Below are 12,415 nucleotides of genomic sequence, written 5' to 3' on the forward strand. Positions count from 1 at the left end.
TTTGCTGGCTATCAGGGAGGGACTGATGAGAAAAAACTATTATTACTATCTGCCTTATGTGATTGGACCGGTCATCACTTATTGGTTATCGGAAATCTATCATCTGTTGATGATTGTCGGTTTTGCACCCTATGATTATCTGGTCTTGAAAGGTCTTGCGGTGTCTAATCTCCTCATTTTAAGCCCGATCATGATGAGTATTCCTTCTATAGTTATAGCACCCCAAAAGTTGGATGAAAAAATTTAACTTTTGGGGTGCAGTTCATTATTATCTCCTCTTTTTCAGGTCTAGAAAAACCCCTAAAAAGATGGTATACTGGTTTAACACATGCTAGGAAAGAAGAGAGATGAGAATGACAGACGCTACGATTGTTTTTAAGGTCGGGACCAGCTCCATTACCCAAGAAAATGGAACCATTGACCGCATTAAAATTGCCCGTTTAACCAATCAGTTGGCCCAGCTTCATCAAAAAGGCTATCAGGTGGTCTTGGTGACATCAGGGTCGATTGCGGCGGGTTTTCGTCGTTTGGGCTTTGATAAATGTCCGACCAAGATTGCGGAAAAACAGGCCAGCGCAGCGGTTGGTCAGGGCTTGCTGATTGAAGAGTATACTCAAAACTTCATGAAAGATGGGATTGTGTCGGCGCAGGTCTTGCTGACGCAGGATGATTTTGCAGATTCCAGACGCTATCAGAACGCTTCGAAAGCTCTGCAGGTCTTATTGCGCCAGCGAGCCATTCCCATCATCAATGAAAATGACACGGTTGCCATCGAGGAAATCAAGGTTGGGGACAACGATAACCTGTCGGCGCAGGTGGCGTCCTTGCTCAAGGCAGACTTGCTGGTGCTGTTGACAGATGTGGATGCTCTCTATACAGACAATCCTACCAGCAATCCCCATGCCCAGCATATTCCCGTCGTAGATCAGGTGACGCAAGAACTCTTTGAAATGGCAGCGGGTGCAGGCTCCTCCAATGGTACAGGTGGCATGACGACCAAGTTGCAGGCCGCTTAGTTAGCGACCAAGTCAGGTGTTCCTGTCTTTATCTGCTCTTCCAAAACGGATACAGCTCTCTTAGAAGCGGTCACACAGACCAATCGTGGCACTCTCTTCTTAACGGATGAGCATGCCATGACCCAACGCAAGCAATGGCTAGCTTTCTATGCTCGGACAGACGCAGCTGTTGTGATTGATGGCGGAGCTGCTCAAGCCATGGTAGAGGAAGGGCGCAGTTTATTGGTCGCCGGTATTCAAGACGTCAGAGGGCATTTTGAAGTTGGTGACATCGTCGCTGTCTATCAAGAAAACGAAGAGCAGCTCATCGGAAAAGGTCGGGTGAAGTGGTCTGCACAGGCGTTGACCACCAAACAGGCAGAAGGGGTCTTTATCCATCGCAATGACTGGGTAACCCTGTAGGAGGAACATCATGCACACAACACAAGCATTACTCGATTCGTTAGTGGACCACAAGCTGGCCATCAATCTAGCAGATACCGCACAAAAAAACGCTGCTCTAGCTGCCATGGCTGACCAATTGGAAGCAGACACGGATCAGATTTTAGCAGCCAATGCCAAGGACATGCTAGCAGCCCAAGGCAAGATTAGCTCGGTCATGCAGGACAGGTTGCTTCTGACAGCGGAGCGGATTAAGGAGATGGCAGATGGGATTCGTACCTTGATTGCCCTGCCTGATCCTGTCGGTCTGACCTTGGAAGAAACACGGTTAGACAATGGTCTGATCATTGAAAAACGCTCACAGCCCTTTGGTGTGATTGGTATGATTTATGAAAGCCGTCCTAATGTGACGTCTGACGCAGCAGCCTTGGCGATCAAAAGTGGCAATGCGGTGATTCTGCGTGGTGGCAAGGAGACCTTTGCGTCTGCCAAAGCCATTGTGACAGCTCTCAAGGCAGGTTTAGTGGCGGCGGGACTGCCGGCTGAAGTTATTGAGCTGGTAGAGGATACCAGTCGTCAGTCTGCGCTAGAGCTGATGACGGCCAAGGGCAAGCTGGATTTGCTGGTGCCACGCGGTGGCGCAGGGCTGATTCAAGCTGTCGTGGAGCAGGCAACAGTGCCTGTCATTGAGACAGGAACAGGGATTTGCCATGTCTATGTGGACAAGGCTGCTGATCTTGAGATGGCCGTTAGGGTTGTCACCAATGCTAAGACCAGTCGTCCGTCTGTCTGCAATGCAGCGGAGGTTCTGTTGGTTCACCAAGACCTTGCGGCAACCTTTTTGCCTGAGTTAGAAGGAGCACTTGGAGGACAGGTCGCGTTTCGGGCAGATGAAAAAGCTGCGTCCTATCTACAATTCACTCAACCTGTACAAGCCGAGGATTTTGATACAGAATTTTTGGATTATATTTTAGTGGTCAAGGTAGTGGCAAACGCCGATGAGGCCATCGCCCATATCGCCCAGCACTCGACGGGTCATAGCGAAGCCGTTGTAACTGCTGATACAGCAACAGCAGAGCGCTTTACCCAGCAAGTGGATGCCGCAGCAGTCTATGTCAATGCCTCTACCCGCTTTACAGATGGTGGGCAGTTTGGACTGGACTGTGAGCTGGGGATTTCGACGCAAAAAATGCACGCCAGAGGTCCTATGGGCTTGCGGGAGATGACGACCTACAAGTACATTATTCGTGGCAATGGGCAGATCAGGCAGTAGGAGGGATAGATGGAGGTTGGATTTATCGGTTTGGGCAATATGGGAGCTAGTCTGGCTCGAGCAGTCGCTCAAGTGCCTGATGTCACAGTCCTTTTGAGCCAGCATAATCTGGAAAAAGCCAAGGCTGTGCAGGCGAGCATTGGTGGGGAGCTTATGACCAATAGTGGCCTTGTTTCTCAAGCGGACGTCATTTTTCTTGGGGTCAAACCCCAGCAAGTGCCGACTGTTTTGGAGGAGTTAGAAGCGGTCATTCAGAAACGCCCAGAGGTCATCTGGGTATCTATGGCAGCTGGTCTGACCTTGGCACAGCTTGCGGATTACCTCCCCACTCAACGTTTGGTGCGCATCATGCCCAACACCCCTGTCGCTATCGGTCAAGGGATGACCACTCTTTCCAGTCACGATGCAGCAGCTCAGCAGCTCGTGCAGGACTTGCTGGCTGCTTCTGGTAAGGTATTCCCTTTGCCAGAAGCTCAGATGGATGCTGCGACTGCTATCGCAGGCTGTGGTCCAGCCTTTGTCTATACCTTTATTGAGGCGTTGGCAGATGCAGGAGTGACTCATGGTTTGCCCAGACAGCTGGCACTGGAACTAGCAGGACAAACCCTTGTCGGAGCAGGGGAGTTGACCCTAGAAAGCAGTGACCACCCAGCCCAGCTGCGAGATGCTGTCTGCTCCCCAGGGGGAGCGACTATTGCAGGTGTCCTTGCACTAGAAGAGCATGGTTTTCGCCACGCGACCCAATCAGCTGTCACCGCAGCGCTTTATCGGACAAAAGCACTATCATCAGATGCTCGATGGGTGGTTTGCACAAAATATGCACTATTCAGTGATTAAAAATACAGGCTCTCACTTTGTTGAATAACGGCTACTGATTGTTTTCTTAATTTTTAAAGACTTCCTCATCAGCCCCACCAAGAGATGTGTAGCCGCCATTTACCAAAGAAAAAGCATCTATGACGGCCATGCAGGCAAGAATGTTTCATAAAATGAGCAGAAGAGCTTGAAATCATCAGCGAATCCTGCTATACTGTTGGGTAGAGACATATCATTCCTAGGAAATCTTTGAGAGAGCGTGCGGTTGCTGGAAAGTACGCAGAGGATAGGTCTGACACTACTCGGTATCATTTTATGCAAACATAAAAGGGTGGTTCCCTTATCGCCAAACATGAGGTTCATGGCTATTTGTCATGGATAAATGAAGGTGGAACCACGTTACGACGTCCTTTTGTGAGGGCGTCGTTTATTTAGTTTGACGTTAGCTTAAATGCTCACGTCTCTAAAAAAGAATGAAAAAATATAGAAAGGAACTGAAGGGTCAAGCTCGTATTCATTCTAACTGAATACGGGTTACTGACGGCGGAAAAAAGATAAATCTCCCTAGAAGCTAGCTTATGTGGTTGATTTCCTATTTTTCTGAGTCCGTTTAACACCCTTTATATCTTAAACGATGATTAATATTACTTTCCCAGATGGTGCGGTGCGTGAATACGCCAAAGGCACAACAACTTATGACATTGCTCACTCTAACAGCCCTGGTTTGGCGAAAAAAGCTTTGGCTGGTAAGCACAATGGTATCTTGATTGACACCGTGCGTCCGATTGAGGAAGATGGCAGCCTTGAAATCGTCATGGCTGACCACGAGGATGCCTTGGACTTGCTCCGCCACTCCGCCGCTCACGTCTTTGCCCAAGCGGCTCGCCGTCTCTTCCCTAACCTGCGTTTGGGGATTGGTCCTGCCATTGAAAATGGCTTCTACTATGACACGGACAATGGTGAGGGGCAGCAAATTTCCAATGAAGATTTGGAAGCTATCGAAAAAGAGATGGCCAAGATTGTTCAAGAAAACCACCCATGCATCCGTGAGGAAATCACCAAAGAAGAAGCGCTGGATCTCTTTGCGGACGACCCATACAAGCTGGAGTTGATTAAGGAACATGCGGACAAGGGCTTGACCGTTTACCGTCAGGGCGAATTTGTCGACCTCTGCCGTGGCCCGCACGTGCCGTCAACAGGTCGTGTACAGGTCTTTAAGCTCCTCAATGTAGCTGGTGCGTACTGGCGGGGCAATTCTGACAATGCCATGATGCAGCGGGTTTACGGGACAGCTTGGTTTGACAAGAAAGACCTAAGGAGCTACCTGCAAATGCGGGAAGAAGCCAAAGAGCGTGACCACCGTAAACTTGGTAAGGAATTGGACCTTTTCATGATTTCCCAAGAAGTCGGACAAGGTCTGCCGTTTTGGTTGCCAAATGGGGCGACTATCCGTCGTGAGCTAGAGCGCTACATCGTGGATAAGGAGTTGGCGTCTGGCTACCAGCATGTTTATACGCCACCGCTTGCCAGCGTTGACCTCTACAAAACCTCAGGTCACTGGGATCATTATCATGAGGACATGTTCCCTGTCATGGACATGGGAGATGGGGAAGAGTTTGTCCTGCGTCCGATGAACTGTCCGCACCACATTCAGGTCTTCAAGCACCATGTGCACTCTTACCGCGAGTTGCCAATCCGCATCGCCGAAATCGGCATGATGCACCGCTACGAGAAATCAGGTGCCCTGTCAGGTCTCCAGCGGGTGCGGGAAATGTCCCTCAACGACGGTCACTTGTTTGTCACTCCAGAGCAGATTCAGGAAGAATTCCAAAAAGCCCTGCAACTCATCATTGATGTCTATGCAGACTTTAACCTGACCGAGTACCGCTTCCGTCTGTCTCTACGTGACCCAGAGGACAAGGAAAAATACTTCGACGACGACCAGATGTGGGAGAATGCTCAAGGCATGCTGAAAGCTGCCCTTGATGAAATGGATGTGGACTACTTTGAAGCCGAAGGCGAAGCAGCCTTCTACGGGCCGAAGTTGGACATTCAGGTTAAAACCGCCCTTGGAAACGAGGAAACCCTGTCCACCATTCAGCTGGACTTCCTTTTGCCAGAACGCTTTGACCTCAAGTACATCGGCGCAGATGGCGAAATGCACCGCCCTGTTATGATTCACCGTGGGGTCATTTCAACCATGGAACGCTTTACCGCTATCTTGATTGAAACTTATAAAGGTGCCTTCCCAACTTGGTTAGCGCCACAACAGGTAACAGTGATTCCGATTTCCAACGACGCCCACGCGGATTACGCTTGGGAAGTGGCAAAAGCCCTCAAAGACCGCGGTGTCCGTGCTGAGGTCGATGAGCGCAATGAGAAGATGCAGTACAAGATTCGTGCGTCACAGACCAGCAAGATTCCGTATCAGCTGATTGTCGGGGACAAGGAGCAGGCAGACCGTGCGGTTAATGTCCGCCGCTACGGCTCAAAAGAAACCGAAACGGTTGCCCTTGACAGCTTTGTGGAGAGCATCTTGGCAGATATCGCGAGAAAGTCGCGTAAGGATTAATGAGAGGCTTAAAAACCTGCGATTGCAGGTTTTTAGTTGGTATAATTTGGTAAGGAGGAATTTAATATGGGATTGTTTGACCGTTTTTTCAAAAAATCAGAACCAGATTCAGTTTCTAGAGATTATCAGAATGTAGATCCTTACCTAGCTCAACCACAGTTTTATCAAGACCAAGATAGCAAGACCTTTGGTAGCTTTGCGCTAACAGAAGGGACCTTGACCCTCTTGCCTCATGCGCCTGAGACCAGTTATGCTGTAGATGGTCAGTCCATCAGTGATTACCGCTTAGCCCTGATTAGTACCAGCCGTGACGACCTGATTGGGATTATCGACTTCCAGGCTGCCCTTCTCTTGTTGAGGGAAATGGCTGTGTAGACAACAGATACCCATCTACTCTTGCCGCCTTTAAGCCTTGAAGAACTTGAACATATCGCAACAAAGGCAACAGCATAATGTTTGAGTAGCTTGTTTTTGTTTAGTGCCGATGGGTTTCCATGACCTCAGCATTGCAAACTGTCTGATTAGACATTACGGATTTTCTGAAAAATCTCGACAAGACTTTCAACAGGTTTGACGTTGCAAGTCTTTTTTTGTTCGAGAGAGATGGTCGCCTAAACGATCAATGCCAACCAAGTTATGGTATAATGAACATATGAGGTTCAAATTTGATAAAAGTAAATTGAAAATTGGCATGCGCACGGCTAAGACTGGTTTAGCGGTTTTTTTAGTGTTGACCATTTTTGGCTGGCTAGACTGGGAAGGAGCTCAGATTGCAGCCTTGACCGCTGTCTTTAGTCTGCGTGAAGACTTTGATAAGAGCCTGTCCTTCGGGGCATCCCGTATTTTGGGCAATACCATAGGTGGGCTGTTAGCCTTGGTGTTTTATGTGGTGAGTGGCTGGTTTGGGCACCATCCGCTTGTTGGCATTATCTTGCTGCCAGTGTTAACCATGTTGACGATTGTGTTAAATGTCGCACTGACAAACGTGTCAGGGGTCATTGGTTCAGTCTCTGCTTTGCTGATTATCTCCTTGGCGGCACCTGCTGGTAGCACGTCGCTCTACGTTGTTACCAGAGTTTTTCAGACTTTTGTTGGAGTTTTTGTTACTATTTTGGTAAATGGCGATTTGGCAACATGGAAAAATATGCTTAAAAAATAGACTCATGTCATAAATTATAACATGAGTCTATTGACATTTTTGGGCAATACTTTTATAATGAGTTAAGGAGGAGAACATCATGAAAGAGAAGGAATTTCGCCGGTCGTTAGCTGTTTTTCCAATCGGTAGTGTGATGAAGTTGACGGACCTGACCGCACGACAGATTCGTTATTATGAAGATCAGGAGTTGTTAACGCCTGAACGCACAGACAGCAATAGACGACTATATTCGTTGAACGATATGGACAGGCTCTTGGAAATCAAGGATTTTATTGCTGAGGGGTTAAATATTGCTGCCATAAAGAGAGAGTATGCTCAGCGTGAACAGCAGTTTGTTCAACTAAAACCATCTCTAACAGATGATGATGTGCGGCGCATTTTGCGAGATGAATTGCAGTCGCAGAGTCGATTTTCGACATCATCCACACCGTTTTCTCATAGAGGTTAGATTTTCAAAGAGGAGTAGTTATGACCATCACTAAAGCGGATATTCTCCGACAAGTTGAAGAAAAAAATGTCACGTTCTTACGTTTAATGTTTACAGATATTCTAGGAACGATGAAAAACGTTGAAATTCCTGCAACGCCAGAACAGCTAGAAAAAGTGTTATCAAATAAAGCCATGTTTGACGGTTCCTCCATCGAAGGATTTGTCCGGATCAATGAGTCTGACATGTACCTTTACCCCGACTTGGATACCTGGATTGTTTTTCCTTGGGGAGATGAGAATGGTGCGGTGGCAGGTCTGATTTGCGATGTTTATACAGCCGAGGGTGAGCCTTTTGCTGGAGATCCGCGTGGCAATTTGAAACGAGCGCTATCGCATATGAAAGAGCTAGGCTACACTTCCTTTAACCTTGGTCCAGAGCCTGAGTTTTTCCTCTTTAAGCTAGACGAAAAAGGAGCTCCGACCCTGGAAGTCAATGATAAGGGTGGGTATTTTGATTTAGCACCGACAGATTTGGCGGACAATACCCGACGCGAGATTGTCAACGTCTTGACCCAGATGGGGTTTGAAGTCGAAGCTAGCCATCACGAATGTGCTGTCGGTCAGCACGAGATTGATTTCAAGTATGCCGATGTCCTGAAAGCCTGTGATAATATTCAGTTATTCAAGCTGGTTGTTAAAACGATCGCCCGTAAGCACGGCATGTATGCGACCTTTATGGCCAAACCCAAATACGGCATTGCTGGTTCAGGAATGCACTGCAACATGTCCCTTTTTAATGAGCAGGGCAACGCATTTGAAGATCCAAAAGACCCAAGGGGAATGGGGCTGTCACAAGACGCTTATTACTTCCTTGGTGGCTTGATGGCACATGCTTATAGCTACACTGCCATTACCAATCCAACGGTGAACTCCTATAAACGTCTGGTCCCAGGTTTTGAGGCGCCTGTCTATATCGCTTGGGCTGGTCGCAATCGTTCACCACTCATTCGTGTTCCTGCTAGCCGAGGAATGGGGACACGGCTGGAGCTACGTTCGGTTGATCCGACAGCCAACCCTTACCTGGCTATGGCGGTCTTACTTGAGGCTGGTTTGGATGGGATTGTTAATCAGATTGAAGCACCTAAGCCGGTTGAGACTAATATTTATGGCATGTCCAGAGAGGAGCGACGTGCGGCAGGCATTATTGATTTGCCGTCAACCTTGCACAATGCCCTAAAAGCACTCCGAACATCTGATGTTGTTCGCTCTGCCTTGGGAGAGCATATCTTTACCAATTTTTATGAGGCCAAGCGCATCGAGTGGGCAAGCTATGCCAGTTTTGTTTCCCAGTGGGAAATTGATAATTACCTCGATTTGTATTAAACCCAGTTAACCAATTAACGATAGGATAATCGGCGGGAGTGGCTTTCAGCCGCTTTTTGTGTTAAAATGGGAAGAAACAATAGTTTAGAAAGATAACCATGACAGAATTTTTCTCTTTACCCAAGCAACTCCAATGGCGAGAAGGTTTGCGGTTTGTTTCCATTATCTTAGGCTCTGCTATTTTTCCCTTTATGTCCATGTATTACGTCCAGTATTTTGGGGCTTTTGTGACGGGGCTTTTAGTCATGGGCACTCAGGCGGCCAGCTTTATCGCCATTCTTTATGGCGGCCACTTGGCAGACTCGCTGGGGCGTAAAACAGTAACGGATTGGGGCAATCTAGGTGTTTTGATTGGCTACCTGGTGACCTTATTTGCTAATATTCCTGGTCAGGTTCAGCCGCTATTAACCTTTGTTGGGATTTTTACGGTGGAAGTTTTTTCCAACTTTGCCCATCCTGCCTATGATGCCATGATCGTTGATTTAACTAATGAGGGGAATCGTCGTTTTGTTTACACCATTAGTTATTGGATTCTCAATGTGGCGGTGATGCTGGGATCAGGTGTTGCTGGTGCCTTTTATGACAAACACTTCTTTGAATTGCTCTTGGCCATGACAGGTATTGCGGCTGTCACTTATCTCATCATGCTCTGGAAGTTTGAGGAGACCAGGCCGGCTGATTTTGTGTTTCATCACGGTCAGGGGCTACTTTCCACCTTCAAGAACTATGGTGAGGTGGTTAAGGATTGCGCGTTTATAGTGTACACGTTTGGAGTCGTCCTTTTTTCGGCGGTCTGGACTCAAATTGACAACTATATTCCCATTCATTACAAAACCATCTACCAGCCGACGGTGGTCTTTGGCATTGAGATAACTGGGGCAAAATTGCTGAGCTTAGCAGTTTTAATCAACACAATCATGATTGTGTTTCTGATGACAACAGCTAACCGTTGGACTAAACCGATGAAACTGATTCCTCAGTTGGTCTTAGGAGGGACGATTTTTGCGGTGGGTATCTTTTCGGCCTTTACCTTCAAAAACCTCTGGTTGATTTTGTTGTCAGCTGTCGTTTATACGGTAGGTGAGATGATCAATGTTCCAGCTAGTCAAGTCTTACGGGCAGACATGATGGATCAGAATAAAATTGGCTCCTATTCGGGCTTTATTGCCATGGCTCACCCAATTGGTTACATCCTTGCAGGTAGTATGGTTTCCCTGAGTGAATTTACTGGGGTGTTGGGTGTTCAAATTAGTTTTGTTTTGGTGGCTAGCTTAGGTCTTTTCTTGATTGTTCAGGGGGCAAAAATGAAAGGCATTGCTCGCTAGCCTCAATCAAACATTACTCGGATGATAAACTGCTGATGCTGTTCGCTCTGCCTTGGGAGAACATATCTTTACCGATTTTTATGAGGCCAAGCGCATCGAGTGGGCAAGCTATGCCAGCTTTGTTTCCCAGTGGGAAATTGATCATTACCTTGATTTGTATTAAATTTGCACTAATCTATACCATTTATCTTGTGGTTGATTGCCTGCAGGTAGATGGTTTTTTTGATTGGCTGTTAGGCAATCGGTCAGCTGTTCTAACGCTAGCTTAATCTCGAAGGCAAAATAGCTATTTTAATCGGTTGATAGCTGGTGAAAAGAAAATTATCACTCATTCCAAGAACGTTTACGATACCACTTTCTTGCCTCTGCTCGGCAATTAACCTATAATAGACCTATCAGTAACAGGAGGTTTTAGATGGAACATTATACATTGACGAACGGCGTTGCTATTCCAAAGATTGGCTTTGGAACCTGGCAGATTCCAGAGGGCGAGGTTGCCTATGAGGCAGTAAAAAATGCTCTTGCAGTAGGCTATAGGCATATTGACACAGCGCAGATTTATGGCAATGAGCGCTCGGTTGGTCGTGCCATTGCAGACAGCAATCTGGCGCGTGAGGACATTTTCTTGACGACCAAAGTCTGGAATGATAAGCAAGACTATGACAGTGCGAGGGACTCTGTGCTAGAGTCCATGGATAAGCTGGGTGTCAGTTATCTGGACATGGTACTGATCCACTGGCCAAATCCTAAGAGCCTCCGTGATCAGGATGCTGAGGGTTGGCGGAACCGTAACGCCCAAGTCTGGTCTGCTTTGGAAGACCTCTATGAGGAAGGTAAGATCCGAGCAATTGGTGTGTCAAACTTCATGCCCCACCACATTGAGGCTTTGCTTGAGACGGCTGATATTATCCCTCATGTCAATCAGGTGCTCCTAGCGCCAGGCACTACTCAGGAGGAGTTGGTTGCCCTTTGTCAGCAGCATGGTATCTTGCTGGAGGCGTATAGTCCTTTTGGAACTGGAACGCTTTTTGGGAACCCTCTTGTGGAGGAAATGGCAGAGCGCTACCAGGTACCTGTTGGTAAGCTTGCCTTGGCGTGGTCGCTGCAAAAAGGCTTCCTTCCTCTTCCTAAATCAGCTACTCCAGCCAACATCGCAGCCAACCTCGACTGCTTTGGTCTGACCCTCAGCGCAGCAGATATTGCTATACTGGATAAATTGGACGGTGTGAAGAGCCAGTCCAATCCAGATGAGGTTAATTTTTAACAAGTGAGAAAGGTTTACAACATTGTCAAGGTTGTAAACCTTTTTGTCACTAAAAACAGCCCTTGTCAAAGCCTTTTGTCACAGAAAAGCCTCCCTGACAAAGGAATTTTGTGGTAAACTGGGAGGAAAAGCGGTAATCTGGTATCACCAAGGAGGACATCACAATGGAACTACAAGGCAGACTAGTGTCACTTAGAAAAGAAAACTTAGAAAAGAAAGGGGGTTATCACAGGAAGAGTTGGCGGAGAAACTTTATGTGTCACGTCAAACCATTTCCAACTGGGAGAGGGGGCAAACCTATCCCGACATCAATAGCCTGCTCTTGATAGCGACCTATTTTGATGTGTCCTTGGATGATTTAGTAAAAGGAGACATTGATGAGATGAAGCATCAAGTAAATCAAAAACAATTCAAAAAATGGGTGTTTATTGCTGGTATTTCCTTCTTTATCTTTTCTATCGCTTATCCCACAAGATTTTTGTTGACAGGTACTCAATTTACTCTTTTAATTAGCCTGTTAGCGATTCCTGTCATTCATGCACATGCGCAGATTTTTCATATCTGGAAAAGTCAAGATTTTAGAACCTATGCTGATATTCTCAACTTCTTGGACAATAAGAAAAAACATGAGCCCAGTGTTCGTGGGGATATTTGGTTCACGGTAAAATTGATTTTCTCCATCTGGTTGATTTTCTTTGCAGGTACAGCTGTGTCGGCATTATTATTCTGGTAAAAGTGAGTTTAGGCTCACTTTTTCTGCGTTTAGCTCTGCTATTTTTCCAAAAAAGTGATAAAAT

At 46.9% G+C, this 12,415-nt stretch carries 11 protein-coding genes and 2 pseudogenes; all 13 read left to right on the top strand.

Translation table 11 applies throughout. The annotated features are described in order from the left end of the window. Nucleotides 1-25: 25 nt before the first annotated feature. The 13 genes and pseudogenes from ACERC8_RS03410 (at nt 26) to ACERC8_RS03470 (ending at nt 12,351) form a co-directional block, all read left to right on the top strand. Nucleotides 26-247 (top strand): hypothetical protein, encoded by a 222-nt coding sequence (locus tag ACERC8_RS03410; RefSeq protein ID WP_373658503.1) that lies wholly within the window; start codon nt 26-28, stop codon nt 245-247. A gap of 106 nt (nt 248-353) precedes the next feature. Beyond that, nucleotides 354-1,418: pseudogene (gene proB, locus ACERC8_RS03415) on the top strand (glutamate 5-kinase). Between the two features lie 10 nt (nt 1,419-1,428). Next, nucleotides 1,429-2,670 carry a glutamate-5-semialdehyde dehydrogenase gene (locus tag ACERC8_RS03420; RefSeq protein ID WP_373658504.1) on the top strand — a complete coding sequence of 414 codons (1,242 nt, stop codon included), beginning with the start codon at nt 1,429-1,431 and terminating at the stop codon, nt 2,668-2,670. Nucleotides 2,671-2,679: 9 nt separating this feature from the next. After that, nucleotides 2,680-3,507 (top strand): pyrroline-5-carboxylate reductase, encoded by an 828-nt coding sequence (gene proC / locus ACERC8_RS03425; RefSeq protein ID WP_373658505.1) that lies wholly within the window; start codon nt 2,680-2,682, stop codon nt 3,505-3,507. Nucleotides 3,508-4,120: 613 nt separating this feature from the next. Next, on the top strand, nt 4,121-6,058 hold the full coding sequence (gene thrS / locus ACERC8_RS03430; protein WP_373658506.1) for a threonine--tRNA ligase: 1,938 nt from the start codon (nt 4,121-4,123) through the stop codon (nt 6,056-6,058). 66 nt (nt 6,059-6,124) lie between these two features. After that, nucleotides 6,125-6,433, top strand: a complete 309-nt coding sequence (locus ACERC8_RS03435) for a DUF4299 family protein (RefSeq protein ID WP_373658507.1) — start codon at nt 6,125-6,127, stop codon at nt 6,431-6,433. Between the two features lie 277 nt (nt 6,434-6,710). Next, a complete protein-coding gene (locus tag ACERC8_RS03440) occupies nt 6,711-7,217 on the top strand; it encodes an aromatic acid exporter family protein (RefSeq protein ID WP_373658508.1) in 507 nt (168 codons plus the stop codon). A 79-nt stretch (nt 7,218-7,296) separates the two neighbouring features. Continuing rightward, the gene (locus ACERC8_RS03445; RefSeq protein ID WP_373658509.1) at nt 7,297-7,665 is read left to right on the top strand and encodes a MerR family transcriptional regulator; all 369 of its coding nucleotides are present in this window, start codon (nt 7,297-7,299) and stop codon (nt 7,663-7,665) included. A 20-nt stretch (nt 7,666-7,685) separates the two neighbouring features. Then, the gene (gene glnA / locus ACERC8_RS03450) at nt 7,686-9,029 is read left to right on the top strand and encodes a type I glutamate--ammonia ligase (RefSeq protein ID WP_373658510.1); all 1,344 of its coding nucleotides are present in this window, start codon (nt 7,686-7,688) and stop codon (nt 9,027-9,029) included. Nucleotides 9,030-9,127: 98 nt separating this feature from the next. Then, nucleotides 9,128-10,354 carry an MFS transporter gene (locus ACERC8_RS03455; protein WP_373658511.1) on the top strand — a complete coding sequence of 409 codons (1,227 nt, stop codon included), beginning with the start codon at nt 9,128-9,130 and terminating at the stop codon, nt 10,352-10,354. Between the two features lie 34 nt (nt 10,355-10,388). Next, nucleotides 10,389-10,517, top strand: a pseudogene (locus tag ACERC8_RS03460) (hypothetical protein); the annotation flags it as partial. Nucleotides 10,518-10,769: 252 nt separating this feature from the next. Beyond that, entirely contained in the window at nt 10,770-11,618 is an 849-nt protein-coding gene (locus ACERC8_RS03465; protein ID WP_373658512.1) for an aldo/keto reductase, read from the top strand. 238 nt (nt 11,619-11,856) lie between these two features. Next, on the top strand, nt 11,857-12,351 hold the full coding sequence (locus ACERC8_RS03470; protein ID WP_373658513.1) for a helix-turn-helix domain-containing protein: 495 nt from the start codon (nt 11,857-11,859) through the stop codon (nt 12,349-12,351). The last annotated feature ends 64 nt before the right edge of the window (nt 12,352-12,415 follow it).

The organism is Streptococcus sp. E29BA, from assembly GCF_041807805.1.
Taxonomy (GTDB): domain Bacteria; phylum Bacillota; class Bacilli; order Lactobacillales; family Streptococcaceae; genus Streptococcus; species Streptococcus entericus.